This is a genomic window from Curvibacter soli, assembly GCF_029211125.1.
Taxonomy (GTDB): Bacteria; Pseudomonadota; Gammaproteobacteria; order Burkholderiales; family Burkholderiaceae_C; genus Curvibacter_A; species Curvibacter_A soli.
The window spans coordinates 110590-136253 of sequence record NZ_JARGEN010000014.1; the positions used below are offsets into that span (position 1 = coordinate 110590).

23 protein-coding genes and 1 riboswitch are annotated in these 25664 nt (G+C 66.3%); of the genes, 8 read left to right on the forward strand and 15 right to left on the reverse strand.

The window, feature by feature from the left end; translation table 11 throughout:
• Window positions 1-37: 37 nt before the first annotated feature.
• A complete protein-coding gene (fliE, locus tag PY257_RS03320; protein WP_472924718.1) occupies window positions 38-370 on the reverse strand; it encodes a flagellar hook-basal body complex protein FliE in 333 nt (110 codons plus the stop codon).
• Window positions 371-728: 358 nt separating this feature from the next.
• A riboswitch (cyclic di-GMP riboswitch) is annotated at window positions 729-815 on the reverse strand.
• A 348-nt stretch (window positions 816-1163) separates the two neighbouring features.
• On the opposite strand from fliE, the gene PY257_RS03325 reads away from it, so the two are divergent.
• The 7 genes from PY257_RS03325 to PY257_RS03355 all read left to right on the forward strand — a co-directional run bounded on the left by PY257_RS03325 (window position 1164) and on the right by PY257_RS03355 (window position 7622).
• Window positions 1164-2033 carry a FliM/FliN family flagellar motor C-terminal domain-containing protein gene (locus PY257_RS03325; protein ID WP_275738723.1) on the forward strand — a complete coding sequence of 290 codons (870 nt, stop codon included), beginning with the start codon at window positions 1164-1166 and terminating at the stop codon, window positions 2031-2033.
• 8 nt (window positions 2034-2041) lie between these two features.
• Window positions 2042-2401 carry a flagellar motor switch protein FliN gene (fliN, locus tag PY257_RS03330; protein WP_275738725.1) on the forward strand — a complete coding sequence of 120 codons (360 nt, stop codon included), beginning with the start codon at window positions 2042-2044 and terminating at the stop codon, window positions 2399-2401.
• Window positions 2398-3177 (forward strand): flagellar type III secretion system pore protein FliP, encoded by a 780-nt coding sequence (fliP, locus tag PY257_RS03335; protein ID WP_275738727.1) that lies wholly within the window; start codon window positions 2398-2400, stop codon window positions 3175-3177. The genes fliN and fliP overlap by 4 nt, the downstream gene beginning before the upstream one ends.
• Before the next feature lie 19 nt (window positions 3178-3196).
• Complete coding sequence (fliQ, locus tag PY257_RS03340; protein WP_275738730.1) at window positions 3197-3469, forward strand: flagellar biosynthesis protein FliQ; 273 nt, start codon at window positions 3197-3199, stop codon at window positions 3467-3469.
• 147 nt (window positions 3470-3616) lie between these two features.
• Window positions 3617-4402, forward strand: coding sequence for a flagellar biosynthetic protein FliR (gene fliR, locus PY257_RS03345; RefSeq protein ID WP_275738732.1), 786 nt, complete (start codon window positions 3617-3619; stop codon window positions 4400-4402).
• Entirely contained in the window at window positions 4395-5522 is a 1128-nt protein-coding gene (gene flhB / locus PY257_RS03350; RefSeq protein WP_275738734.1) for a flagellar type III secretion system protein FlhB, read from the forward strand. The genes fliR and flhB overlap by 8 nt, the downstream gene beginning before the upstream one ends.
• Window positions 5523-5534: 12 nt before the next feature.
• Window positions 5535-7622, forward strand: a complete 2088-nt coding sequence (locus tag PY257_RS03355; RefSeq protein ID WP_275738736.1) for a flagellar biosynthesis protein FlhA — start codon at window positions 5535-5537, stop codon at window positions 7620-7622.
• A gap of 126 nt (window positions 7623-7748) precedes the next feature.
• Here the strand turns inward: PY257_RS03355 and fliK are convergent, their stop codons facing one another.
• From fliK to dnaE, 13 genes are all read right to left on the reverse strand, one after another.
• Complete coding sequence (fliK, locus tag PY257_RS03360) at window positions 7749-9200, reverse strand: flagellar hook-length control protein FliK (RefSeq protein ID WP_275738738.1); 1452 nt, start codon at window positions 9198-9200, stop codon at window positions 7749-7751.
• A gap of 268 nt (window positions 9201-9468) precedes the next feature.
• Window positions 9469-10350: a flagellin N-terminal helical domain-containing protein gene (locus tag PY257_RS03365; protein ID WP_275738740.1), complete on the reverse strand. Its 882-nt coding sequence runs from the start codon at window positions 10348-10350 to the stop codon at window positions 9469-9471.
• A gap of 168 nt (window positions 10351-10518) precedes the next feature.
• Window positions 10519-10818, reverse strand: a complete 300-nt coding sequence (locus PY257_RS03370; RefSeq protein ID WP_275738742.1) for a ferredoxin family protein — start codon at window positions 10816-10818, stop codon at window positions 10519-10521.
• Entirely contained in the window at window positions 10815-12125 is a 1311-nt protein-coding gene (locus PY257_RS03375) for an FAD-dependent monooxygenase (protein ID WP_275738744.1), read from the reverse strand. Before PY257_RS03375 ends, PY257_RS03370 begins: the two co-directional genes overlap by 4 nt.
• 173 nt (window positions 12126-12298) lie before the next feature.
• A complete protein-coding gene (locus PY257_RS03380; protein WP_275738745.1) occupies window positions 12299-13408 on the reverse strand; it encodes an electron transfer flavoprotein subunit alpha/FixB family protein in 1110 nt (369 codons plus the stop codon).
• Window positions 13405-14253 (reverse strand): electron transfer flavoprotein subunit beta/FixA family protein, encoded by an 849-nt coding sequence (locus tag PY257_RS03385; RefSeq protein ID WP_275738747.1) that lies wholly within the window; start codon window positions 14251-14253, stop codon window positions 13405-13407. The genes PY257_RS03380 and PY257_RS03385 overlap by 4 nt, the downstream gene beginning before the upstream one ends.
• 14 nt (window positions 14254-14267) lie before the next feature.
• Window positions 14268-14606, reverse strand: coding sequence for a nitrogenase stabilizing/protective protein NifW (gene nifW / locus PY257_RS03390; protein WP_275738749.1), 339 nt, complete (start codon window positions 14604-14606; stop codon window positions 14268-14270).
• Window positions 14607-14612: 6 nt separating this feature from the next.
• Entirely contained in the window at window positions 14613-15413 is an 801-nt protein-coding gene (gene cysE, locus PY257_RS03395) for a serine O-acetyltransferase (RefSeq protein ID WP_275738750.1), read from the reverse strand.
• A gap of 8 nt (window positions 15414-15421) precedes the next feature.
• Entirely contained in the window at window positions 15422-16561 is a 1140-nt protein-coding gene (gene nifV, locus PY257_RS03400; protein ID WP_275738752.1) for a homocitrate synthase, read from the reverse strand.
• 365 nt (window positions 16562-16926) lie between these two features.
• Window positions 16927-17946, reverse strand: coding sequence for a transporter (locus PY257_RS03405; protein WP_275738754.1), 1020 nt, complete (start codon window positions 17944-17946; stop codon window positions 16927-16929).
• 60 nt (window positions 17947-18006) lie between these two features.
• On the reverse strand, window positions 18007-20331 hold the full coding sequence (gene clpA / locus PY257_RS03410; RefSeq protein ID WP_275738757.1) for an ATP-dependent Clp protease ATP-binding subunit ClpA: 2325 nt from the start codon (window positions 20329-20331) through the stop codon (window positions 18007-18009).
• 56 nt (window positions 20332-20387) lie between these two features.
• Complete coding sequence (clpS, locus tag PY257_RS03415) at window positions 20388-20747, reverse strand: ATP-dependent Clp protease adapter ClpS (RefSeq protein WP_275738759.1); 360 nt, start codon at window positions 20745-20747, stop codon at window positions 20388-20390.
• Between the two features lie 113 nt (window positions 20748-20860).
• Complete coding sequence (gene dnaE / locus PY257_RS03420; RefSeq protein ID WP_275738761.1) at window positions 20861-24340, reverse strand: DNA polymerase III subunit alpha; 3480 nt, start codon at window positions 24338-24340, stop codon at window positions 20861-20863.
• A 139-nt stretch (window positions 24341-24479) separates the two neighbouring features.
• On the opposite strand from dnaE, the gene PY257_RS03425 reads away from it, so the two are divergent.
• Window positions 24480-25229 (forward strand): sulfurtransferase, encoded by a 750-nt coding sequence (locus PY257_RS03425; protein ID WP_275738763.1) that lies wholly within the window; start codon window positions 24480-24482, stop codon window positions 25227-25229.
• A 202-nt stretch (window positions 25230-25431) separates the two neighbouring features.
• On the opposite strand, the gene PY257_RS03430 is transcribed toward PY257_RS03425, so the two are convergent.
• Complete coding sequence (locus tag PY257_RS03430; protein WP_275738765.1) at window positions 25432-25644, reverse strand: hypothetical protein; 213 nt, start codon at window positions 25642-25644, stop codon at window positions 25432-25434.
• Window positions 25645-25664 lie beyond the last annotated feature (20 nt).

Sequence of the window (25664 nt, forward strand, 5' to 3'; positions counted from 1 at the left end):
AGCCCCTTCATGTCAATGGAGATCCGTCGTGCCATGGCTACACCTGCAGCTTGATGACTTCATCCACCGCGCCGACGATCTTGTTGCGCGCCTGCATGAGCATCGAGAACGACAGGCTGGCCTCCTGGCTGGCCAGCATGGCACCTACCATGTCGTCGCTGCGCCCGCTGTCGACATCCGCCACCAGATCGGCCGCCGCCTGCTCCTTGCCATCGACGCGGCGCACCGCCGCCTGCATGGCCGCCAGGAACCCCCCGTTCACGGCGCGCCCCGCCAAGCCATCGTCCGCCGCAGACGGCATCAGCGCCACGGCGGTGGAATCGATCTGTGCTGCGGCGGCCCGGATCGACGCCGCCATCCCGTTCTCTATATCCATGAAGCACCATCCATTTCCATACGAAGAGCGATGCGCGCCATTTACTACCACGCAAAACAGTGCACACCGACAAGATAATCCGCCATTGGCCAGCAATAATATGCCCGTGCTTATCCAAATGCGCATTAATAGAATGCGCGAGGGTTTTGCGGGAATACGATTGCACCGGCAGCCCCAGGCCTAGGGGCTGCCCTGACAGATCAGGGGGAGGAATGCATGCAGGGTGACCCTTCTTGAAGTTACAACTGTTCAAGAGCAGCAGCGTGCGTGTGCCGGGTCGCCTTCGTCCGACAGACGAAGTGAGGAGAGACGAAGATCCTGCCATCAAGCACTCTGGCAGTGGTTCAGTCGGTCCTGCAGCCCCGCTATCGTGATCCGAAGATCCTTAGACCGGAAGCTTTGCGACCCCGGCTTTCGCTCGGGTGTGCCCTATGGTTGAAGTGAAGATACATGGTGTATCAAGCTGCGTCAACAAGATTTGTTGCAATTCCGACGAATTGAATCAATTTTTCAAGATGCCCTACCTGATGGATCACCGCGCAGGCTTCGCCCTGTCGAATCCCGGAATGGTCACTGGCAAATAAAACACTTGCATTGAATTCGTCTATGCTGCAGCATAATCCAGTTGAAAGTCGCGAATGCGATTTCTTCGGAGGGCCTGCGGCATTTATCCCGCTGCACTATTGCCTGAAAGAATTTTTCATCACGAACATACGCCATGGCGAATGACACACCCAGGCCCGCGCCGCGCCGGCGGTACGCACTCCATGCGGGAAGCATTCCACGCGTGCTCGACGCCCGCACGCTAGGCCGTCCGGTGCATCTGCTGCCGGCCTTCGCGGCCCAGTTGGGCGACCGGCTCTGTGCATGGTTCGACGCCCGCCTAAACCGCCGCTACCGCGCTGCGTTCACGCTTTCCGAGGTCGTCGTCCGGCACGGCGACCATGCCGAGCGCCACCCGCCCCTGCCCCCGCAGTGGCAGGTGTTCGGCTCGGACACCGGACGCCTGGGCGTGTTCATAGACCGCCCCGTGCTGCTGGCCATCTTCGGCTACCGCTATGGCCTGCCCGACCCCGGCACCCCGCGGGCGGTGGACGACATGCCCGCCCAGGAAGCCGCCGAACCGAAGGAGCCCGGCCACACGCAGACCGAGGAACGCCTGGCCGCGGCCTTCGGCCTGCAACTCGCCCAACTGCTTGCCGACTGCATCGAGGCCCCCGGCCCCGTTGCCGACGCAGGCTCTGCGGGGCCCGCGCACCCCTTCGTGCTGCTGCCCACCACGGTCATGGAAGACGGTGCGTGGACCTTCCATGCCGAGATTCGCGACGCATCGCGCAAGGCCCACGGGCGCCTGTGGCTGTGCCTCGACGACGCATGGATGACGCGCCTGCTGCAGCAGCTCGCGCGCCCGCGCCGCGCCTGGCCCGCACCCAATGGCGCCCAGCCGCTCGCACATGCCATGCAGCTCACGATGCTGGCCCGGCTGCTGCACAAGGAAATGCCGCTGGGGCAGTTGCTCGACCTGCGCGTGGGCGACGTGATACCGGTGACCCTGGGGCCCACCGAGGTGCTCATCGACGATTCGCGGCTCTTCACCGCTGCGGTCGCCGAACACAAGGGCAAGTTGTGCCTGACATCATTTGAAGACGCGGAGTGACGAACGCCATGGAAACGAACCACGCAGACAAGCATGACATCGCAGCGCTGCTCGGCGACATGGCCGCGGGAGCCGCCGAGCCCGCGGCGTCGGTACCGGCGCCGCGGGCCGCGCGCGACCTGCCGCAGATGATGCGCAAGATCCCCGTCACGCTCACGCTCGAAGTGGGCGCTGCGCGCATCTCGCTGCACGACCTGGTGAACATCCAGCAAGACAGCGTGATCGAGCTCGACACGCTGGCCGGCGAACCCCTGACGATCAAGGTCAACGGCACGCCCATCGGCCGCGCGGAAGTCGTGGTGGCGGGCGAGAACTACGGCCTGAAGGTCGTGGAGCTGACCGACATCGACTTCGGCGGCCTCTCGTGACGCCTGCGCCCGCGGAACTGAAACCCTCCGTCCGCACGGCCCTGCTGGCCGTGCTCGCGCTCTGCGCCGGCGCCGCGCTGCCCGCCGAGGCATGGGCGGCGCCGGTGCAGATCATCGGCACGGCCAGCGACGGCGGCACCACCGAATTCACGGTCAAGACCCAGGTCCTGATCATCATGACGCTGCTCGGGCTGCTGCCCGCGCTGCTGCTCATGATGACCAGCTTCACGCGCTTCGTCATCGTGCTGTCGCTGCTGCGCCAGGCGCTCGGGCTGCAGCAGGGGCTGCCCACGCGCGTGGTCACGGGCGTGTCGCTGATCCTCACCCTGCTCGTGATGCGCCCGATGGGCGAGCAGATCTGGCTGCAGGCCATGGTGCCCTACGACGACGGCAAGATCACGCTCACCCAGGCGCTGCAAACCGCCGAGGCGCCGCTCTCACGCTTCATGCTCGCGCAGACCAGCAAGAGCGCGCTGGCGCAGATATCGTCCCTCGCCGGCGAGGGCGCGGTGGCGCAGCCGCAGGACCATGCCTTCACCGTCAAGCTCGCCGCCTTCGTGCTCAGCGAGCTGAAGACCGCGTTCCAGATCGGCTGCATGCTGTTCATCCCGTTCCTGGTCATCGACCTCGTGGTGTCCTCGGTGCTCATGGCCATGGGGATGATGATGCTCTCGCCCCTGGTCATCTCGCTGCCGCTCAAGCTGCTGCTGTTCGTGCTGGTGGACGGCTGGACGCTCACGGTCAACACGCTGGTCACCAGCATCCGCCCCGTATGAGCACGAAGGAGAGCCGACCATGCTGACTCCCGACGTCGCGGTGGACCTGGTGCGCGACAGCCTGTATCTGGTCATGCTGCTGGTCACCGTGCTGATCGCGCCCGGCCTGGTCGTCGGCCTGGTAGTGAGTCTGCTGCAGGCCGCCACGCAGATCAACGAGCAGACGCTGAGCTTCCTGCCCCGCCTGCTGGTCACCCTGCTGGCCATCACGCTCATGGGCCGCTGGCTCGCGGGCACGCTGATGGACTACTGCGTGGCCATCTTCCAGCGCGCGGCGGCGCTGGTGGGCTGAAGTGAAACACCCCCGAAGCGCCTGCGGCGCCCCCCCTCAAGGGGGCGATACCAGCGGCCCGGCAAAGCCGGTTCCGCGGTATCCCTGGCATTGGGCTGTGCCGGTTTCATGCGGCGCGGGTCGCGCGACGCACAGTGGAGGAACTGAATGGAGCAACTCCTGTTCCAGCAGATGGTGACGACGCTTTCGGCGCTGTGGTGGCCGTTCTGCCGCGTCATGGCCATGTTCAGCGCCGCGCCCGTGGTGGGCGAGGTGATGGTGCCGCTGAGCGTGCGGGCGCTGCTGTCGCTGGTGATGGCCATCATCCTGCTGCCCGTGTCGCAGCCCGTGGCGCCCATCGCGCCGATATCGCTCGCGGCCCTCGCGGCCACCGCGGAGCAGGTCATCATCGGCTTCGTGCTCGGACTGGCCTTCCACCTGATCGTGGCCGCGTTCATGGTGCTGGGCTACATCGTGTCGTCGCAGATGGGCCTGGCCATGGCGCTCATGAACGACCCGATGAACGGCACCTCCTCCGACGTGGTGTCCAGCCTCATCTACCTGCTGGTCATCCTGGTGTTCTTCGCCGTGGACGGCCACCTGGTGCTGGCGGGCGTGGTCGGGGCGAGCTTCCGCGCCTGGCCCGTGGGCGGCGGCATCAGCCAGATCGCGCTGCAGACCCTGCCCGCCGCGGTGGCCTGGGTGTTCAGCGCGGCGCTGCTGCTGGCCACGCCCATCATCTTCTCCACGTTCGTGGTACAGATCGGTATGGGCTTCCTGAACCGCGTGGCCCCTACGTTCAACCTGTTTTCGCTGGGTTTTTCGCTGATCACGGTGTTCGGTCTCTTCGTGCTCGTGCACATCGTCCATTCCGTGCCGGAGCACTACATCCGCATGAGCGGCCAGGTGCTGGAGATGCTGCGCCGGATCATGCAGGCGGGCCCGCATGGCTGACGAATCGTCCAGCGGCGACAAGACCGAGAACGCCTCGGCGCAGAAGCTGCGCAAGTCGCGCGAGCAGGGTCAGGTGCCGCGCTCGCGCGACCTGGCGACCGCCGTCGGCATCGTGCTGTGCCTCAAGGCCATCGTGCTGCTCACGCCCAGTTGGCTCGAAGACTTCCGCGCCCTCTTCATGCACGATTTCGCGCCGCTCTCCGGCGAAGGCGCGCTCGACAACCTGCAGTCCACCATGCTGACCCAGGCCATCGCCCTGACGGCGAAGATGGTGGCCCCGCTGGCCATCGTGCCGCTGGCCATCGTGCTCAGCTCGCTGTTCCCCGGCGGCTGGGTCTTGAGCGCCCACAACCTGATGCCGCGCTTCGGCAAGCTCAACCCGCTGAGCTATTTCACGCGCATGTTCGAGCCGCGCCACGCCATCGAATTCATCACCACGCTGCTCAAGGCGTCCACGCTGCTGGCTGTTCTGTACTACGTCTGCCGCGGCAGCATCGGCGACTTCATGGCCATCCAGCAGCGCCCGCTCGACGAAGCCTTGCGTGCCGGCGCCGGCCTGATGCTAGACGCGGTGCTGGCGCTGTGCACCGTGTTCGTCGCCTTCGCCCTGATCGACGTGCCCGTGCAGCGCTTCATCTTCCTGCGCAACCAGCGCATGACCAAGCGCGAGGTGAAGGAAGAACACAAGTCCAACGAAGGCAGCCCCGAAGTCCGCCAGCGCATTCGCAAACTGCAGATGCAGATGGCGCGGCGCAGCGTGCGCAAGACCGTGCCCACCGCCGACGTGGTGGTGGTCAACCCCGAACACTATGCCGTGGCCCTGAAGTACGACGACAAGCGCGCCGAAGCCCCGTTCGTGGTCGCCAAGGGCGTGGACGAGATGGCGCTCTACATCCGCACCGTCGCGCGGGAACACGCCGTGGAGGTGCTGGAGTTTGCGCCGCTGGCGCGCGCCATCTACAACACGAGCCAGGTCTACCAGCAGATTCCCGCGCCGCTGTACAAGGCCGTGGCCCAGGTGCTGGGCTACGTGCTGCAGCTCAAGGCCTTCCAGAGCGGGCGCCGCCCCAGCCGGCCCGCCCCGCCGCGCGATCTTGCCGTTCCGGAAAACCTGACCTGACGCCTACGCCCCATGGACTACCTGAGCCGCCTGCTCTCCGAACTGCGCCGCCACCGTTTCGCCACGCCCGCTTTCGTCATGGCCATCCTGGCCATGATCATCCTGCCGCTGCCGACGGTGGTGCTGGACATCCTGTTCACCTTCAACATCGTGCTGGCGCTCATCGTCATCCTGGTGAGCGTGAACAGCCGGCGCCCGCTCGACTTCTCGGTGTTCCCCACGGTCATCCTCGCCACCACGCTGCTGCGGCTAACGCTCAACGTGGCCTCCACGCGCGTGGTGCTGCTGCACGGGCACGAGGGCACGCACGCCGCGGGCCGGGTGATCGAATCGTTCGGCAACGTGGTGATCGGCGGCAACTACGTGGTCGGCCTGGTGGTGTTCGTGATCCTCATGATCATCAACTTCATCGTGGTGACCAAGGGCGCCGAGCGCATCTCCGAGGTGTCGGCCCGCTTCACGCTCGACGCGCTGCCGGGCAAGCAGATGGCCATCGACGCCGACCTCAACGCCGGCCTCATCAACCAGGAAAAAGCCCAGGCGCGGCGCCAGGAAGTCTCCAGCGAGGCCGACTTCTATGGCGCCATGGACGGCGCTTCGAAGTTCGTGCGCGGCGACGCCATCGCCAGCATCCTGATCCTCATCGTCAACCTCGTGGGCGGCGTGGCCATCGGCGCGCTGATGCACGACCTGTCGTTCGGCGACGCCTTCCGCCAGTACGCGCTGCTGACCATCGGCGACGGGCTGGTGGCGCAGATCCCGGCGCTGCTGCTGTCGGCGGCGGCGGCCATCATCGTCACGCGCGTGAGCGACTCGGGCCAGTTCGAGCAGCAGGTTGGCTCGCAACTGCTGGCCTCGCCCAACGTGCTCTACGGCGCCGCCGGCCTGATGCTGGTGCTGGGGCTGATCCCCGGCATGCCGTGGCCCACCTTCCTGTGCTTCGCCGCTGCATTGGCCTACGTGGCCTGGCGCATGGCCCGCCGCGCGGAGGAGCCCGCCGCGCCCGACAATGCCGCGGTCGAGGCCGCGTTGGTGGGCGCCGCCCCGCCCGAACTGGACTGGCGCGCCCTGCCGTTCGTGGAGCCGCTGGCCGTGACCGTGGGCTACAAGCTCGCGAGCCTGATCGACCCCAACCATGGCGCCCCGCTGAACAAGCGGCTCAAGGGCGTGCGCCAGAACCTGAGCGAAGCCCTGGGCCTGCTGCTGCCGCACATCGCGCTGCGCGACGACCTGACACTCAAGCCCACACAGTACACCGTGCTGCTCGACGGCGCGCCCATCGCCCAGGCCGAGGTGTTCCCCGACCGGCTGATGGCCATCCCCTCGCCGAACGTGTATGGCCAGCTCGACGGCATTCCCAGCGTGGAGCCCGCCTACGCACTGCCCGTCACCTGGATAGAGCCCGACGCCAAGGCCCACGCGCTGGGCCTGGGCTACCAGGTGGTGGAGGCCCCAAGCGTCATCGCCACCCATGTCTCCAAGCTCATCTACGACCACCTGCCCGAGCTGATCCGCCACGAGGACGTGCCCGCACTGCTGGAGCGGCTGGCCGTGCAGGCGCCCAAGCTCTCCGCCGCGCTGGAGAAGGCCCTGAGCACGAGCCAACTGCTCAAGGTGCTCCGCGTGCTGCTGGCCGAGCAGGTGTCGCTGCGCGACATCGTGCCCATCGCCACCACGCTGCTGGAAACGTCGGAGACCACCAAGGACCCGATCCTGCTCGCCGCCGAGGTGCGCTGCACCCTGCGCCGGCAGATCGTCACCCGGCTGTTCGGCCAGGCGACCGAGCTCAAGGCGTTCAACCTCAGCGCCGAGCTGGAGAACATGCTGCTCACCTCGCTGAACCAGGCGCGCCAGGGCGGCAAGGTCGCGCTGGACAACTACCCCATCGACCCCAACCTGCTGTCGCAGATGCAGCTCAACATGCCGGCCATCCGCGCGCAGATGAAGCAGCAGAACGCCGTGCCGCTGCTGCTGGTGATGCCGCAGATCCGTCCGCTGCTGGCGCGCTACGCGCGCCTGTTCGCGCCGGGGCTCAACGTGCTGTCGTACAACGAGATCCCCGAGCAGCGCGAGATCAACGTGGTGGGCTCTCTGGGCTGATGCGGCAGCGCTCTGCTTTTGATAGCTGCCACCGCTTTATTTTTGGTCGTTTCCAATACTTTTCGCATTGAAAACCGCATAAATACGGCGGCAAAAGCTACTGATTAGATAGCACCGCAATCTCTCTCACCGCGCGGCGGCGGCGGGTGCGGGCCAATGCAGCGAAAGCAGCGTGACCACCTCCGCCGCGGCGCGGAACACGTCGGAAGTGATCGCCATGGCGTCTTCCCAGCGCGGTGCGAACACCATGTGCGCCGCAGCGGCAGCGGCAACCCACCCCGCCTGGGCGCGGCTGGCGCTGAAGCGGCAGCGCACCAGCCGCAGCCCTGCGCGCGCCAGCGCCGCGATCAGGAACGACAGCGACTGGCGCAGCAGCGGCAGAGCGGCCTCGTCCTCCACGTCCAGTTGCAGGGCGATCGCGCCCGCGGCGGGCGCATGCACCTGGATGGCCACGCGCCCCAGTTGCGGCAACTCCAGTTCGATGTGCAGCACCGTCCTGCGGCGCCGCTGGCGCAGCCGCTGCTGTGCATCGCCACCGCCCGGCGGCGGCGCCTCATCGGCCAGCACGTCCACCACGCGCAGCATGAGCGGCAGACCGCCCCAGGCAAGGACCGGCACGGTCCAGGGCGACGCGAAAGCGCTGGGCGCAGACGCGGGCTGCTCCACCCCCGGCGCCACGGCCATCCACTCCAGCGGAACGGCAGCGGCGGCGGCACGCATGCCCGGCAGGGGCGCGGCGCTGGCGGGGGGCGGTTCCGTCCGGCCCGGCAGCACGGCAACGGCATCCGCGCCCTGTGCCGGCATGGCGGCACCAGCCCTGCCTGCTGGCGGCGGCAATACGGCGAGGCCGCCCTCATCGGGCGCCGTCAAGGCCAATGCGCCAGCGCCCGCACGGGCACCCTGCGCCGGCCCGGCAGCGGCATTCGCGCCCGGCAGCGCCACCATGGCGGCGCCCGCACCGGTCGGCAGCGCGGCACCCGCGCCCGGCAGCAGCAAGGCCGCGGCACCGCCCGCGCGTGCGCCCACCAGCGCCTGCAGCGAAGGAAACACAGGGCCCCGCTGCCCCATGGCCGGCGCGTCGGAAGGGGCCGCGCCGCCCGCCAGGCTGTTGCGCAGCGCATAGCCCAGCTTGCGCAGCAACGCCTGCCAGGTGGCGGCAAGCATCGCCGTGTCGGGCGCCTGCCGCCGGGCCAGGCTCTGCATGGCAGCCTGGTCCCAGCGCATGGCCGGGGGTTCGTGCTCCCTCCCGTCAGCGGAGCGCCCTCCCGCACCGTCCCGGGTATTGCCCGGCGCCTGGCTGAGTATTTCCACCTCCATGCGCGGCTCGGCGGACAGCACCCGCACCAGCAGTACGTCGCCCGACGACAGCGAGCGCCCCCATGCCCCCGCGCCCGACAGCCACAGCGACAGGCCCTGCGCCGTGTCGGCGCGCAGCGTATTGCCCAGGGCCTCGGCGAACTGCAGGCGCAGCGTCTCGCCCACCGCAGGCCGCTGCGCCTGCGGCAGCTCCGAGGGCAGCAGCGCACGCGCATAGGCGGCGACGGCTCTCGCGGCGGATTGAGATGGCTCCAGGCCCATGGATGCGAACCTCCCGAGGGCAGCAGGTCGTCGAACAGAAGGCGGGGAAGGCACCCGCCACCCGATCCCTACGCGAGCATGCAAAGAAAATCAGTCTCCAGCGCTTTATACACCTGCGCTGGCAGCTACTATAAAGATAGCACCAAGATCGCCCGCCAGCCCCATGGCGGCGGCGGGCATATGGCAAAAAGCCAACCGCACGCTGGGCGGTTGGCTCCTTTGCGCGAAACATCCCGCGCGGGCCGTGCCGCGCGGAGGGCCTGGCCTGTTACTGCAGCAGCGACAGCACCAGTTGCGACAGGCTGTTGGCCTGCTTGAGCGAGGAGGTGCCCGCTTGCAGAATGAGCTGCTGCTGGGTGGAGTTGGAGGCTTCCTGCGCGTAGTCCACGTCCATGATGCGGCCACGCGCATTCGTCGTGTTGAGGCTCATGTTGCTGAGGTTGTTGTAGACGTGGTCCAGGCGGTTGGCCGAGGCGCCCAGTTCGGCGCGCAGCGCGCCGACCTTGTCCAAGGTGCTGGCGATGGTGTCGATCATCGCGTTGGTCGCACCCGATACCAATTCCGTGCCGGGAGTAGCGGGGGTGGCGTAAGTGCCAGCAACCCCACTCAACGCAGTGGCCAATGCCGTCAGATTCGTCGAGGTATTGACAACCATCGTTTCGCCGGAAGTGGCGCCGATCTGGAACGTCAGGCCGCTGGAGAACAGGCCATTCGTGCCGTCTGTCGTCGTCCCGTCGCTGAAGAGTTGCTTGCCCCCGAAGGAGGTGTTTTTGATGATGTTGCTCAATTCCTTGCCGAGCGCGTCGTATTCGGACTGCAGGGCGACCTTGTCGGCGCTCGTCGTGGAGGCGGTGAAGGCCTCGGTCGCCAGATCCTTCATGCGCAGCAGGATGTTGCCCAGTTCGTCGAGGCCGCCGTCGGCGGTCTGCAGCATCGAGATGCCGTTCTGGGTGTTCTTCTGCGCCACGGCCATGCCGCGGGTCTGGGCCAGCAGGCGCGAGGAAATCTGCAGGCCGGCGGCGTCGTCCTGCGAGGAGTTGACGCGGTAGCCGGTGCCCAGTCGCGTCAGCGACGTATTGAGCGCTTGCTGGGTGCGGCCCACCGCGGTCTGGCTGGAGAGGGAGGCGGCATTGGTATGGAGACTAAGCATGGTTTACTCCTGTGAAATGGAAGGGAAGCAGATTCAATGCCTCCACCCTCACAAGGCGACACATGTGCGGAGCCCCTTAAATCCCGCCGCCACGATTTTTCGATGCCCGTGCGGCGGCAATCTGGCCGCCCCTTCCGCATTGCTCACAAATCGATAGCATCAGCCACTTCATCCGAACTTGAAGAGGATACCGTGGCCACCGCGCGGATATTCCCATTCGACGTTGCCATGTTCGCTGCAGATGATGCGGCAGCTGCCGCATTCCAGGCAGCCATCGGTGATCAGCGTCACGCTGCCGTTGCCTTCGGCCTTGTAACAGGAGGCCGGGCAAATGAAGGTACAGCTCTTCACGCCGCAGTCGTTAGTGCAGACATCGGCATCCTTGATCCTGATGTGCGGCCTTCCTGCATCGACGCGGTAGCGGTTCTGGAACAGTTTCTCTTCGACATTGACGGTAATGGCGTTCATCGAAAGGCTCTCCACAGTTTGTAGGCATCGCCCACCAGGCCGCTGAGGCGGCGGGACTTTCGAAAGCTCGAGAAAATCTCGCGTTCCTTCGTCTTCTTGTCGATTCCGTCGACGGTGATCATGGTGCGGGCCGCGTTCGCGACAAGATCGGGGTAGGTGGTGAAGAACTGCGGGTTCTTGTGCAGCACGGCAGGCATGTCGCGGTACTTGTGCAGGTCCTTCATGACAAAGCTGTCGTCGAGTGCGGCCTTGTAGGCCTTGAGTGTGCTCGCACGGTAGCCGTCGCCGGCAGCCTTGGCCTGGATGACCGTTTCTGCCGCCAGCCGGCCGGTGGTCATGGCGAGGTTGGAGCCTTCGCGATGAGCGGCATTGACGAAACCGCCGGAGTCGCCCACGATCATCCAGCCGTTGCCATAGACCTGTGGGATGGCGTGAAAGCCGCCCTCGGGAATCAGGTGCGCGCAGTATTCCTTCATCTCTCCGCCTTCGATCAGCGGGGCAATCGCAGGATGGCGCTTCATCTGCTCCAGCAGCACGTAGGGGCTGGTCCTGTTCGGGTTCTTCTTGAAGTCGCCCAGCATGCAGCCCACGCCGATGGTGAGCGATTCCTTGTTTGTATAGAGGAAGCCCGTGCCCAGCATGCCATCGGTGATGCGGCCCACCATCTCGATCACCACGCCCGATTCCTCGCCTATGTTGAAGCGCTGGCGGATGGTTTCCTCTGGCATGAAGAGGATTTCCTTCACGGCCAGCGCCACGTTGTCCGACTTGATCTCCCCGTGGAAGCCCGCCTTGCGTGCCAGTGTGGAGTTCACGCCGTCGGCCAGCACCACCACGTCGGCGTATACGTCGCCATGCTCGCGGTCGCACTGCACGCCGACCACCTGGTCGCCGTCCATGATCAGGTGGTTTACCGTGGTTTCACAGATCAGCAGCGCGCCCGCTTCGCGGACCTTGGAGCTGAACCACTTGTCGAACTGCGCACGGATGATGGTGTAGCGGTTGTAGGGCGGCTTGTCGTAGTCGGCGCTGCGGACGTGCGTGCCGACGAAGGAGGTTTCATCCAGCACCCACATGCGCTGCTCAATGATGTGCCGCTCCAGTGGCGCGTCCTCGCGGAAGTCGGGAATGATCTCTTCCAGCGCCTTGGCATAGAGGATGGCGCCCTGGACGTTCTTGCTGCCGGGGTATTCGCCGCGCTCGATCTGCAGCACCTTGAGCCCGGCCTTGGCCATGGTGTAGGCGCAGGCATTGCCCGAGGGGCCGGCACCGACCACGATGGCGTCGAATTGGGATGGTTTCTTCATGGCGTTTCTCCTCAGAGGCTGAGAGTTTTTCGGGCGTGTCCGAGCAACGCCCCACAAGGTGCCCGATCAAGGCGCAAGGCACAGCCGTAGCCCGGGCTACGGCGCGCATTTGCAACGCCGAGCGGGTGCGTTTTGGGGTGGTGAGCGGGCATGACCGAAAGATTCTCCGCCTCTCAGGCCGCGAGCTTCTTGTGCCGCGACAGGTGTTCCGCGAAGGCCTGCGTCAACGCCGGCAGCACCTGTAGCGCGTTGCCGACGATGCCGTAGTGCGCGAAGTCGAAGATGGGCGCATTGGGATCGGTGTTGATTGCGACGATCACGTCGGATGCCTCCATGCCCACGCGGTGCTGAATGGCGCCCGAGATGCCGGCGGCGATGTAGAGCTTGGGCCGTACCGTCTTGCCGGTCTGCCCGACCTGGCGGTCGGCTTGCACCCAGCCGGCCTGCACGCAGGGGCGGGTGGCACCCACTTCGCCGCCGAGCACGCGCGCCAACTCGAACACCAGCTTGAAGTTTTCCGGGTTTTTCAGGCCTTTGCCTCCGCTGACGATCACATCGGCGTATGGCAGGTTGATCTTGTCGTTGCTGGCGTCGGCGATGAAGTCGAGCAGCTTGGTGACGATCTGGCTCTCGACCATGCCTAGCGTGTCCTGCACGATCTCGCCGGTGCGGTTCGCCTGCGGCTGCGGCATGGCCAGCACGCGCGGGCGCACCGTGGCCATCTGCGGGCGGTAGGCCAGCGTCATGATCGTGCACAGCAGCGAGCCGCCGAAGGTCGGCCGCGTGGCGGCCAATGCGCGCGATGTCGGATCGATGTTGAGTTCAGTGCAGTCGGCCGTGAGGCCAGTGAGCAGCGTGGTTGCCACTGAGCCTGCAAGGTCGCGGCCCATCGAGGTTGCGCCCAGCAGCAAGATTTCAGGCTGATACTTGTTGACCAGATCGGTGAGGCCCTTGGTGAAAGGTTCGTTGCGGTACCCCGCGAGCACCGGGTCGTGCACGATGTAGGCCTTGTCGGCGCCGTAGGTGAAGGCCTCGGCGGCGAATTTCTCCAGTGGCTCGTCCGTGCCGCCGAGCACCACTGCACCAACGGTGCTGCCGAGCTTGTCGGCCAGCTTGCGGGCCTCGCCCAGCAATTCCCACGAAACACTGTGCACATGGCCGCGGTCATGCTCGATGAAGACCCACACCCCCTTGTAGACCTTCAGGTGTTCTGGCAGTTCGAGGTTGCGGCCTCGGCCGGCGGGACGCTTGACCGGCGCTGCGGTGGAAGGAGTTTCACTCATGGCAGTTCTTTCATCAGCAAGTCGGCTTCGAGCGTCGGGTGGCGCGTGAAGACTTTCTGTAGCAGGTTGAGCGATACGTCCCGCAGGCTGGAGGTTTCGATGTCGAGCATCTCGGCCTTCTCGCTGCGCGGCGTCGGCCCGAACACCTTGCTCACCACGGTCGGGGAGCCCTTGAGGCCGATCTTCGTGAGGTCTTCGATGCCGGCCTGTTCCTTGTTCCATTGGCGCACCGGGTAGCCGGCCGCGTGGATCATCGCGGGCAGCGCAGCAAAGCGCAGTTCGTTGGTGTTCTCCAGCATCGTGATCAGGCAGGGCAGGGCGGTCCTGAGCACCTGCACGCCGCCTTCGGCGCGTCGCTCGACCGTGATCGTCCGGTTCGTGAGATCGGTATCGACGATGCGTGAAACGTAAGTCAGCAACTGCAGCCCCATGCGCTTGGCGATGCCGGGGCCGACCTGCGCTGTGTCGCCGTCGATGGTCTGCTTGCCGGTGAAGACGATGTCCACTGCCTGTTCTCTGGCGATCTGGCGAATGCCCGCTGCCAGCGCGTAGGAGGTGGCCAGCGTGTCGGCACCGGCAAAGGCGCGGTCGGTCACCAGCACCGCATCGTCGGCACCGTAGCTGATGCACTTGCGCAGCGCATCCTCGGCCTGCGGCGGGCCCATGCACAGCATGGTGACCTTGCCGCCGAACTTGTCCTTGAGCCGCAGCGCTTCTTCGAGCGAGAACAGGTCATAGGGATTGACGATTGCCGGGACACCCTGGCGCATGATGGTGTTGGTCACCGGGTGGACGCGAATCTGCGCCGAGTCCGGTACCTGCTTGATGCAGACGACGATGTGCATGGCGGTCTCCTCTTTCAGGCCGCCACACGCGCCGGCATGGTGGCCTTCAGGCTGTCGAGTGAAACGTGCTGTCGGCCGTCGGCGTCCTGGAATACCTTGAACACCTTTTCCTGGGCCGGCGTCGATTTCACGAAGTCACCATAGGCCCGCACCAGCAGCGCGCGGTAGGTGGTGAACATCTGCAGCTCGTCCGCCTGCGCCAGTGGGGTTTCCTGGCGGATGTACTGGAAAAAGCGCTTGAGGATGTGCAGCCGGCTGACGTTGAGCACCTTCTGGTCGAAGGGTATGGCAAAGAACTGCAGAAAGTCCTCGGCCGAAGAGAGCGCCTTGAGTTGTTGAAGGAAGTCTTCCATCGTTGCTTACTCCTCAATGGAGGTTTCAAGAAGGGTTTCGAAGCCGGGTTCGGTGCAGCGGCCGTCGCAGGCGCCGCAAGCCGCTTCGGGCGTGGCGATGGGCAGGGCAGCCTGTGACTGCTGCGTCCGCTCCAGTTGCGCCACCCGCTCGAGCAGGCAGGCAATCGCCTTGCCGACGGGGTCGGGGATCAGGTGATGGTCGAGGTCGAAGCCGTGCGTGGTGCGCCGCCGCGGCGCCACCACGCGCCCTGGAATGCCCACCACGGTGGCGTCGGCAGGCACCGGGTCGATCACCACGGAGTTCGCTGCGATGCGTGCGCGGTCTCCGACCAGGATGGGTCCGAGGATCTTGGCGCCAGCGCCGACCACCACGCGGTCGCCCAGCGTGGGGTGGCGCTTGCCGGCGGTCCAGGTCGTCCCGCCCAGCGTCACGCCATGGTAGAGCGTCACGTCCTGGCCGATCTCGGCGGTCTCGCCGATGACGACGCAGGACCCATGGTCGATGAAAAAGCGCGCCCCGATGCGGGCACCGGGGTGGATGTCCACCTGCGTCAGCCAGCGCGCGAAAAAGGATATCCAGCGCGGCAGGTAGCGCCAGCCGCGGCGCCAGAGTGCATGCGCCATGCGATGCAGCGCGATCGCCTGCACACCCGGATAGATGGTCCACGCCTCGAGCAGGCTGCGTGCCGCCGGGTCGCGTTCGAGCACGCAGCGCACGTCCCCGCGCAACAATGTCCACCAGGAAGGCCGGCGTTCGTCCTGTGCGCTGACAGGCAATGCGGCCGAGGCTTCGGTTTTCGAGTTCATGTCGGATCTCATGCCGTCACGCAGTCGCCGTGCGCAGCGCGCAGGAAGCGCCGCAGGTCGTCGGGGGTGGGCTCCCGCTTGGTGCGCATTGCGTGGTCGCGGATCTGCGCAAGCAGCCGGCCCGTGAGTGCGTCGTCGTCGAGCGCAACGCCCAGCGCACCGTAGGCTTGTCGCACGGCCTGCGAGCCTGAATGCTTGCCCAGCACGGTGCGCCGCTCGCGGCCCAGTTCCGCGGGGTCGAAGCTTTCATAGGTCGAGGCGTTCTTGAGCAGGCCGTCGATGTGGATGCCGGACTCGTGGGTGAAGACGGCTTCACCGACGATGCTCTTGTTGAAGGCCACTCGGCGGCCCGATGCCTTCTCCACCATGCGGGAGATGGCCACCAGCGCCTGTGTCTGCACGCCGGTGTCCGCATGGTGCAGGTGACGAACGCCCATCACGACTTCTTCCAGCGCTGCGTTGCCCGCGCGCTCGCCCAGGCCGTTGATGGTGGTGTTGGCGTGCGTGGCGCCGGCGCGCAGTGCTGCCAGCGTGTTGGCAGTGGCCAGGCCGAGGTCGTTGTGAGCGTGGATCTCGATCTCCATGTCGACCGCGTCGCGCAGATGCGCGATGGCCTCGTAGGTGGTAAACGGATCGAGCACGCCCAGCGTGTCCGCGAAGCGCACGCGGCTGGCGCCACAGGCCTCGGCGCGCCGGGCGACCTGGGCCAGGAATTCACCCTCGGCGCGCGAGGCATCCTCGGCGCCGAACGAAATCTTGCGGCCGGTGCTGGCCGCGGCCTCGATCACGCGCGTGACCTGTGCCAGCACCCATTCACGCGACTGGCGCAGCTTGTGGCGCAGGTGGATGTCCGACACCGACATCGAGAGATGAATGATGTCGGCTTTGCAGCGCATGGCGCTCGCCAGGTCGGCATCGGTCAGGCGGCCCCAGACCATCAGGGAAGCATCGAGTTGGAGAGCGGCGATGGCATTGATGCAGTCGATCTCGGCCTCGCCCATGGCCGGGATGCCGATCTCCATTTCCCTGATGCCCGCAGCGGCGAGTGCCGTGGCGATGGCGCATTTCTCATCGACCGTGAATGCCACCCCGGCGGTCTGCTCTCCGTCGCGCAGCGTGGTGTCGTTGATGATGGGATGCGATGACATGGTGGGACGTCCTTTCCCTCCATGACGCAAAGTGCATGCCACTGTCCGCAGGTGCCGGATGACGCCTGAAATACGGGCTGCAAGGTCCGTTTGTCGGGTATCAGGCCGCCATCACAGGCACGGCGGTATCGGAAGCTGTCGGGAATGTGCTGTTTCGAACAGAGCCTCGGCAGTGCGCTCTGCCGTTTCTAGGTTGAACACTGCTAGTGCAGTGTTCGATGCTTGGCGGCACAAATAAAAGCGATGCGTTGTGGCGCAGGGCAAGGCGCAAACCACAGCGATAGCCGTAGCTATCGCGAGGATTTGCAACGCCGCCATGCGGCAAAAGGCGCGGTTTCATGTGCTGCTTAGCGTTGAACACTGCACTAGGGGTCGCGCCTGGAGCGGAACGCCAGCCAGCCCGCCACTGCGGTGAAGCTGACGACGATGGCCACCACGACCCAGAAGCCATAGGGGTCCTGCGCCAGCGGCACGCCACCCACGTTCATGCCCAGCAGGCCGGCGATGATGTTGATGGGCAGGGCCAGCACCGTCACCACGGTCAGCACGAACAGGCTGCGGCTGTTGTCTTCGTTCACGGCGGCGGCGATCTCTTCCTGCAGCAGCTTGATGCGCTCCTGCAGCGACGCCATGTCGCGCAGTACGACCGAGAACTCCTCGGTGGCGCCGCGCAGTTCCTGCGTATCCGGCGCCGCCACCCAGTCCGGCGGGTGCTGCAGCAGCCGAAACAGCGCCGCCGGCTCGGGCGCCAGCAGCCGCTGCAGGCGCACCAGCAGGCGGCGCAGCACGCCCAGCCGCGCGCGCCGGTATTCAAGCCGCCCGGCCAGCAGGGCGTCCTCGATGTCATCCACCTTGCGCGTGACGCCGCGCACGATCTCCACCAGCACATCGGCCTGCGCGCGCATCAGGCGCTCCAGCATTTCCATGGGCGAGTGCAGCACCTCGCCGCTGCGCGCCATGGTGCGCAGCTCGTCCACCGAGCGCAGCGGCTGCTGGCGCGCCGTGACCACCAGGCGCGGGCCGACGGCGATCCACAGCGTGGCGGTGTCGGATGGCTCGAACGAGAAGTCGAAGCGCACATCGTTGACGACCGCCGTGAGCCAGTCGCCGGCGCGTTCGATGCGAGTGGAATGCAGCCCCTCGTGGAGCATGGCGTAGAACTCTTCGGGCAGGCCCGCGTGGCGCAGCAGCCAGCGCTCCGCCGCCGCATGCGCGAGGTTGAAGTGCAGCCAGGCGAAGCCTTTGCCAGTATCGCCCAGCCAGGTCGTGGCTTCGTCCGAGCCGAGTGCCGCGGCCCGTTCGCCGGGAAGGAAGAGGTAGCCACAGACCAGGCCGGCGGCATCGGCGCCGTAGCGGTGGGCGTCGGAAGAAATTGCGGATGCCATGGTGGATATGAAAAGAGCCGGCAGCTTGGGGCTGTCGGCTCTTGGTGTGAAGTGCGGGCTTTAGTCGGCGGTGGCCTCTTCGGGCTCTGCCGGCTCGGACTTGGCGCCGCGCTCTTTCTTGGGCAACTGCTGGATGTCGAGCAGCACCTCGTCCTTGTCGTCGAGGTCCACCGCCAGGCGCCCGCCTTCGGTGAGCCGCCCGAACAGCAGCTCGTCGGCCAGCGCCTTGCGGATGGTGTCCTGGATCAGCCGCTGCATCGGGCGCGCGCCCATCAGCGGGTCAAAGCCCTTCTTGGCCAGGAACTTGCGCAGGTGGTCGGAGAAGGTGACTTCCACCTTCTTCTCGGCCAGTTGGGTTTCGAGCTGCAGCAGGAACTTGTCGACCACGCGCAGGATGACCTGCTCGTCGAGCGGCTTGAAGCTGACGATGGCGTCGAGCCGGTTGCGGAACTCGGGCGTGAACAGGCGCTTGATGTCGACCATCTCGTCGCCCGACTGGCGCGGGTTGGTAAAGCCGATGGTGGCCTTGTTCATGGTGTCGGCGCCCGCGTTGGTCGTCATGATGATGATGACGTTGCGGAAGTCGGCCTTGCGCCCGTTGTTGTCCGTCAGCGTGCCGTGGTCCATCACCTGCAGCAGCACGTTGAAGATGTCGGGGTGCGCCTTCTCGATCTCGTCGAGCAGCAGCACCGCGTGCGGCTTCTTGGTGACGGCTTCGGTCAGCAGGCCGCCCTGGTCGAAGCCCACGTAGCCGGGGGGCGCGCCGATCAGGCGGCTCACGGCGTGGCGCTCCATGTACTCCGACATGTCGAAGCGGATCAGGTCGATGCCCATGATGTAGGCCAGTTGCTTGGCGGCCTCGGTCTTGCCCACGCCCGTGGGGCCGCTGAACAGGAACGAGCCGATCGGCTTGTCGCCCTTGCCCAGGCCCGAGCGCGCCATCTTCACGGCACTGGCCAGCACTTCGAGGGCCTTGTCCTGGCCGAACACCACGCTCTTCAGATCGCGCTCGATGGTCTGCAGCTTGCTGCGGTCGTCGTTGCTGACGTTGGCGGGCGGGATGCGCGCGATCTTGGCGACGATCTCTTCCACATCGGTCTTGCCGATGGTCTTCTTGCGCTTGCTGGGCGCCAGGATGCGCTGCGCGGCACCGGCCTCGTCGATCACGTCGATGGCCTTGTCGGGCAAGTGGCGGTCGTTGATGTACTTGGCGCTCAGCTCGGCGGCGGCCTGCAGCGCGGCGGTGGCGTACTTGACGCTGTGGTGCTCCTCGAAGCGGCTCTTCAGGCCCTTGAGGATCTCGATCGTCTGCTCCACGCTCGGCTCCACCACGTCGATCTTCTGGAAGCGCCGCGACAGGGCCGCGTCCTTCTCGAAGATGCCGCGGTATTCGGTGAACGTGGTCGCACCGATGCACTTGAGCGCGCCCGAACTGAGCGCGGGCTTGAGCAGGTTGGATGCATCGAGCGTGCCGCCCGAAGCCGCACCTGCGCCGATCAGCGTGTGGATCTCGTCGATGAACAGGATGGCGTTGGGCTTGTCCTTGAGCGACTTGAGCACGCCCTTCAAGCGCTGCTCGAAGTCGCCGCGGTACTTGGTGCCGGCCAGCAGCGCGCCCATGTCGAGCGAATACACATGGGAGTCCGCCAGGATCTCGGGCACATCCTTTTGCACGATGCGCCATGCCAGGCCCTCGGCGATGGCGGTCTTGCCCACGCCGGCCTCGCCCACGAGCAGCGGGTTGTTCTTGCGCCGGCGGCAGAGGATCTGGATCACGCGCTCGACCTCGTATTCGCGGCCAATCAGCGGGTCGATCTTGCCTTCCTTGGCCTGCTGGTTGAGGTTGACGGTGAACTGTTCGAGCGGAGATGCCTTCTCGGTCTTCTCGCCGCCGCCCTCCTCGCCCTCGGCGGCGGGCTCGCCGGACTTGGCGGGCTCGGGCGGCTCGCCCTTCTTGATGCCGTGGGCGATGAAGTTGACCACGTCCAGGCGCGTGACGCCCTGCTGGTGCAGGTAGTACACGGCATGCGAATCCTTTTCGCCGAAGATGGCCACGAGCACGTTGGCACCCGTGACTTCCTTCTTGCCGTTGCCGGTGGACTGCACATGCATGATGGCGCGCTGGATGACGCGCTGGAAGCCCAGCGTTGGCTGGGTATCCACCTCGTCGCTGCCGGCTACCTGGGGCGTGTTGTCCTTGATGAAGTTGGCCAGCGACTTGCGCAGGTCGTCGATGTTGGCCGAGCAGGCGCGCAATACCTCGGCGGCGCTCGGGTTGTCCAGCAAAGCGAGCAGCAGGTGCTCCACGGTGATGAACTCGTGGCGCTGCTGACGGGCCTCAACGAAGGCCATGTGCAGACTGACTTCCAATTCCTGGGCAATCATGAGATTTCCTTTGCCTTGCTGTGGATGATGGGACTCTATTTCGTTGCGAAAACCCGTTATTCGACAGGTTCGCTGACACATTGCAGCGGGTGGCCCGCCTTGTTGGCCGCGTCGAGCACTTGTTCTACCTTGGTGGATGCCACATCGCGCGAATACACGCCGCACACGCCCCTGCCGTCGAGGTGGATCTTGAGCATGATCTGCGTGGCCGCCTCACGGTCCTTGTTGAAGAATTCCTGCAAAACAACCACGACGAACTCCATGGGCGTGTAGTCGTCGTTGAGCATGACGACCTGGAACATGGGCGGAGGAGCGACGCGCTGCGCACGCCGCTCCATGACGACGGAATCCCCGTCGCCCCCGCCGGGCGGCTGGATGGTGGGCACCGGCGGTTTCGAGGGAGTTTGGGTGGCCATGAAATCTCATTCTAGCGAGCAGCATCGCGGACTGCCTCATGCATGCGAAATGGAGACATTCCTGATGGGTTCAAGTGGTCAATCGCCTCCGGGCGGCGGATAATTCATGACCCCTATTCGTAGGCGATGGCGGCCTGCCCACCATCGGCCTGCGCCATCCAGCCCGCCAGGGCCTCGTCGGAGGGGAAAAACAGCGCCTGCTCGCCCAGCGCCAGTTCCACCGCTGCGCCCGCACCTTCCGCGGGCATGCGCTGCACCCGCAGCCGCACCGGCAGGCCGCGCAACAGCGGGCCCTGCCCGGTTTCCTCGCGGCGGGGCGGAAACTCCTTCACCAGCCGCGCCACGTCGGGCGCGCGACCGTTGACCGCCACGCGCAGGTACTTGCCGAAGCGGCAGCGCGCCGTGGGCAGGTCCCACACCTGCTGCACCATGAACCGCGCCTCGAAGCCGCCGCGCGCGGGCTGCAGCCGGCCGCTCACGACGACGAGTTCGTCGTCCTTCAACTGGCTGCGGTGGGCATTGAGCACCGCTTCGTCGGCCACGGCGTCGATGGAGGCCGACTTGTCGTCTAGTGTGAAGATCGCCAGCTTGCCGCGCTGGCCGTTGATGACGCGCAGGCCGCTCACGATGCCGGCCAGTGTCTGCGGCTCGCGGCTGTCGATCAGTTCGTCCACGCGGCGGCGCACGAAGCCGCGCACCTCGCGCTCCACCTCGTCGAACAGGTGGCCCGACAGGTAAAAGCCCACGGCGGTCTTCTCGTGCGTCAGGCGCTCGCGCACGCGCCAGGGCGTGACCTGCGCCAGTTCGGGCTCCTGCGTGCTGGAGCCCACAGCGTCGTCGCCCATCATGTCGAACAGCCCGCCTTGGTTGGCGTTGGATTGGGTGGCGGCGGCGAACTCGAACGCCAGGTCGATCGATGCGGCAAGCGCCGCGCGGTTCCGATGGATGGAATCGAACGCGCCGGCCTTGATGAGCGCCTCCACCGTGCGCTTGTTGATGCGGGCGCGGTCCACGCGCACGCAGAAGTCGAACAGGCTCTTGAACGGGCCGCCCTCCTGCCGCGCCGCCACGACCGCCTCGATTGCCTGCTGGCCCGTGCCCTTGACGGCACCCAGGCCATAGCGGATGACCTTGTCGGTCACGGGCTCGAAGCGGTAGTTGCCGCGATTCACATCCGGCGGCTCGAAGCTCATGCCGAAATGCCTGACCGCATCCTCGTACAGCACCTTGAGCTTGTCGGTGTCGTCCATTTCCACGGTCATGTTGGCGCAGTAGAACTCCGCCGTGTAGTGCACCTTGAGCCAGGCCGTGTGGTAGGCCAGCAGCGAATAGGCGGCGGCATGCGACTTGTTGAAGCCGTAGCCGGCGAACTTCTCCATCAGGTTGAACACTTCATCGGCCTTCTCCCTGCCGATGCCGTTCTTCGCGGCGCCTTCGCGGAAGATCTCGCGGTGCTGGGCCATTTCCTCGGCCTTCTTCTTGCCCATGGCGCGGCGCAGCAGGTCGGCGCCGCCCAGGCTGTAGCCGCCCAGCACCTGCGCGGTCTGCATCACCTGCTCCTGATAGACCATGATTCCGTAGGTCTCGGACAGCACTTTCTCGACCAGCGGGTGCGGGTACTCGACGCCCTCCTTGCCGTGCTTGCGGTTCACGAAGCTCGGGATCAGGTCCATCGGACCCGGCCGGTACAGCGCGTTCAGGGCGATCAGGTCTTCCAGCCGGCTCGGCTTGGCCTCCTTGAGCATGCCCTGCATGCCGCGCGATTCGAACTGGAACACCGCCTCGGTCTTGCCCTCCTGGAACAGCGTGTAGGTGGGCTGGTCGTCGAGCGGAATGTTCTCGAACGCGAAGTCCTCCTGCCCCTTGTGGCGCTTGGCAATGAATTCCTTGGCGATCTCCAGGATGGTCAGCGTGGCCAGGCCCAGGAAGTCGAACTTCACCAGGCCCACGGCCTCCACGTCGTCCTTGTCGTACTGGCTCACCGCCGACTCGCTGCCGGGCTGCTGGTAGAGCGGGCAGAAGTCGGTCAACTTGCCCGGCGCGATCAGCACGCCGCCGGCGTGCATGCCGATGTTGCGCGTCATGCCTTCGAGCTTCTGGGCCAGGGTGATGAGGGTGCGCACCTCTTCTTCCTTCTCCAGCCGCTCGGCCAGGATGGGCTCGGCCTTGATCGCGTCGGCGATGGTGATGTGCTGGCCCGGCTTGTTGGGGATGAGCTTGCTGATGCCGTCGCAGAAGGTGTAGCTCATGTCGAGCACGCGCCCCACGTCGCGGATGGCCGCGCGCGCGGCCATGGTGCCGAAGGTGGCGATCTGGCTCACGGCGTTCTTGCCGTACTTGTCCTTCACGTAGTCGATCACGCGGTCGCGGTTGCCCTGGCAGAAATCGATGTCGAAGTCGGGCATCGACACCCGCTCGGGGTTCAGGAAGCGCTCGAACAGCAGGTTGTACTGCAGCGGGTCCAGATCGGTGATCTTCAGCGCGTAGGCCACCAGCGAGCCCGCGCCCGAGCCGCGCCCCGGCCCCACCGGGCAGCCGTTCTTCTTGGCCCAGTTGATGAAGTCGCCCACGATCAGGAAATAGCCGGGAAAACCCATCTTCACGATGGTGCCCAGCTCGAATTCCAGCCGCTCGACATAGCGCGGGCGCTCGGCATCGCGCCGGGCGGTGTCGGGGTACAGGTGGGCCAGGCGCTCCTCCAGGCCCTCGAACGAGGTCCGGCGGAAGTATTCTTCCACCGTCAGGCCGCCCGGAATCGGGTAATCGGGCAGTTGCGGCTTGCCGAGCGTGAGCGTGAGGCTGCAGCGCCGCGCGATCTCCACCGTGTTGGCGATGGCGCTGGGCACGTCGGCGAACAGTGCCTGCATCTGCGCCGCGCTCTTGAAGTACTGCTCGCGCGTGAAACGGCGCACGCGGCGCTGGTCGCCCAGGAGCTCGCCCTCGGCGATGCAGACGCGCGCCTCGTGCGCCTGGTAGTCGTCCTCAGCCATGAACTGCACCGGGTGCGTCGCCACCACGGGCAGCGACAGGCGCGCGGCGAGCTGCACAGTCTCGACGACATGGCTTTCGTCGTCGGGCCGGCCCGCGCGCTGCAGCTCCAGATAGAAGCGGTGCGCAAAGATGCCCGCCAGCAGCAGCGCCGCGTCCGCCGCGCCCGCGGCGTCGCCGCGCACCAGCGCCTGGCCCACGGGCCCGGCCTGCGCGCCCGAAAGCGCGATCAACCCCTCGCCCAGCTCGCGCAGCCATTGCGCCTTGCAGACGGCCTGCGCCTTCACCACGTTGCCGGTCCAGGCGCGCGTCAACAGCTCCGACAGGTTCAGGTAGCCCTGGTGGTTCTGCACCAGCAGCACGATGCGCGAGAGCGCCGCGGCATCGCGGCCCAGGCCCTGGGCCACCACCTCCGCGCCCAGCACGGGCTTCACGCCCTTGCCGCGCGCCTGCTTGTAGAACTTGATGCCGCCGAAGAGGTTGTTGAGATCGGTGATGGCCAGCGCGGGCTGGCCGTCGGCGGCGGCGGCCTCGACCACATCGTCGACGCGCGTGGTGCCATCGACCACGGAAAACTCGGTATGGAGGCGCAAGTGGACAAACATGCGGGCATTCTAGGGCGGGCCATGCGACTGGAGGCCGTGGCTGGCGCAGCCCGCGCGGCGCCACGCGACCAGGTTGCCCGGCCGCGTCGCGGGCGACGCCCCCCGGGCACCGGCAAGGGCCGCTTTCTACAATCGCCGCATGCGCGACACGCTCAACGACACGCTCAACATTTCCGCCTACCTGTTCACCCCCATTGACGACGCCCAGACGCTGCGCGCGCGGCTGCTGGCGGGCGCGCTGGCGCGCGGGCTCAAGGGCACCATCATCGTGGCCGGCGAAGGCATCAACCTGTTCCTGGCCGGCACCGCGCAGGCCGTGCGCGGCTTCGTGGACGAACTGCGGCAGGACCCGCGCTTCACCGCCCTGGCACCCAAGGAAAGCTGGTCCGACGCGCAGCCGTTTCGCAAGATGCTGGTGAAGGTCAAGCGCGAGATCATCCGCATGGACCACCCCGCCATCCAGCCCGCCCAGGGCCGCGCCCCCGCCGTGGACGCGGCCACGGTGCGGCGCTGGCTGGACCAGGGCCGCGACGACGCGGGCCGCCCGGTGGTCACGCTGGACACCCGCAACGCCTTCGAGGCCGACCACGGCACGTTCGAGGGTGCCATCGACTGGCGCATCGGCAGGTTCACCGAATTCCCCGCCGCGCTGCGCGCGCACAAGGCCGAACTGGCGGACAAGACCGTGGTGAGCTTCTGCACCGGCGGCATCCGCTGCGAGAAGGCCGCCATCTTCATGCACGAGGAAGGGCTGGAGCATGTCTACCAGCTCGAAGGCGGCATCCTGAAGTATTTCGAGGAAGTGGGCGGTGCCCACTACCGCGGCGGCTGCTTCGTGTTCGACGAGCGCGAGGCGCTGGACCCGCGGCTGAATGCTATTAAAAAGTGAGCTTCAGCCGCTTTATTCATAAGCGCTGGAGGCCAAAAATGCTTTGAGCCTGGAACCGGCAGGCGCATCCATGGGGGCACTCCTTGGGGCACTCCTTGGGGCGATGCGATGCACATCGGCATAGGGGGCAGCCTTCACAGGCTGCGCCCCTGCCACACCACCCGGCGTGCGGGTCCGCACCGGGCGGTTCGAGAGCTTGAGGTCACGACAGCTTGGGCACCCCCAGTCGGTTCTGTCTCGTCAGCGCCGCTTCCAGCAGGCCACCAGTGCCCGCCATCTGCTTTGCCGACCCCGTGCCCGGATGTTCACGTGGCGGGCCGCTGGCTTCGTCGCTGGCAAGATCACGCACGGCTTCACCGTGCGCTACGCCCACCCGCCCGCATCGCTGCGGCATCTGACGCATGGCCTTTGACATCACACGTGTCCTCGGTCACT

What these genes read in the sequence shown, in the direction of transcription:
- PY257_RS03385 (WP_275738747.1), bottom strand. Translation starts at nt 14,253, where the DNA reads ATGCACATCGTCGTCTGCATCAAGCAGGTACCGGACTCGGCGCAGATT.
- clpA (WP_275738757.1), bottom strand. Translation starts at nt 20,331, where the DNA reads ATGATTGCCCAGGAATTGGAAGTCAGTCTGCACATGGCCTTCGTTGAG.
- clpS (WP_275738759.1), bottom strand. Translation starts at nt 20,747, where the DNA reads ATGGCCACCCAAACTCCCTCGAAACCGCCGGTGCCCACCATCCAGCCG.
- cysE (WP_275738750.1), bottom strand. Translation starts at nt 15,413, where the DNA reads ATGAACTCGAAAACCGAAGCCTCGGCCGCATTGCCTGTCAGCGCACAG.
- fliN (WP_275738725.1), top strand. Translation starts at nt 2,042, where the DNA reads ATGGAAACGAACCACGCAGACAAGCATGACATCGCAGCGCTGCTCGGC.
- flhB (WP_275738734.1), top strand. Translation starts at nt 4,395, where the DNA reads ATGGCTGACGAATCGTCCAGCGGCGACAAGACCGAGAACGCCTCGGCG.
- PY257_RS03355 (WP_275738736.1), top strand. Translation starts at nt 5,535, where the DNA reads ATGGACTACCTGAGCCGCCTGCTCTCCGAACTGCGCCGCCACCGTTTC.
- nifW (WP_275738749.1), bottom strand. Translation starts at nt 14,606, where the DNA reads ATGGAAGACTTCCTTCAACAACTCAAGGCGCTCTCTTCGGCCGAGGAC.
- nifV (WP_275738752.1), bottom strand. Translation starts at nt 16,561, where the DNA reads ATGTCATCGCATCCCATCATCAACGACACCACGCTGCGCGACGGAGAG.
- PY257_RS03405 (WP_275738754.1), bottom strand. Translation starts at nt 17,946, where the DNA reads ATGGCATCCGCAATTTCTTCCGACGCCCACCGCTACGGCGCCGATGCC.
- PY257_RS03380 (WP_275738745.1), bottom strand. Translation starts at nt 13,408, where the DNA reads ATGAGTGAAACTCCTTCCACCGCAGCGCCGGTCAAGCGTCCCGCCGGC.
- fliR (WP_275738732.1), top strand. Translation starts at nt 3,617, where the DNA reads ATGGAGCAACTCCTGTTCCAGCAGATGGTGACGACGCTTTCGGCGCTG.
- PY257_RS03375 (WP_275738744.1), bottom strand. Translation starts at nt 12,125, where the DNA reads ATGAAGAAACCATCCCAATTCGACGCCATCGTGGTCGGTGCCGGCCCC.
- PY257_RS03425 (WP_275738763.1), top strand. Translation starts at nt 24,480, where the DNA reads ATGCGCGACACGCTCAACGACACGCTCAACATTTCCGCCTACCTGTTC.
- fliQ (WP_275738730.1), top strand. Translation starts at nt 3,197, where the DNA reads ATGCTGACTCCCGACGTCGCGGTGGACCTGGTGCGCGACAGCCTGTAT.
- PY257_RS03430 (WP_275738765.1), bottom strand. Translation starts at nt 25,644, where the DNA reads ATGTCAAAGGCCATGCGTCAGATGCCGCAGCGATGCGGGCGGGTGGGC.
- PY257_RS03365 (WP_275738740.1), bottom strand. Translation starts at nt 10,350, where the DNA reads ATGCTTAGTCTCCATACCAATGCCGCCTCCCTCTCCAGCCAGACCGCG.
- PY257_RS03370 (WP_275738742.1), bottom strand. Translation starts at nt 10,818, where the DNA reads ATGAACGCCATTACCGTCAATGTCGAAGAGAAACTGTTCCAGAACCGC.
- dnaE (WP_275738761.1), bottom strand. Translation starts at nt 24,340, where the DNA reads ATGTTTGTCCACTTGCGCCTCCATACCGAGTTTTCCGTGGTCGATGGC.
- fliK (WP_275738738.1), bottom strand. Translation starts at nt 9,200, where the DNA reads ATGGGCCTGGAGCCATCTCAATCCGCCGCGAGAGCCGTCGCCGCCTAT.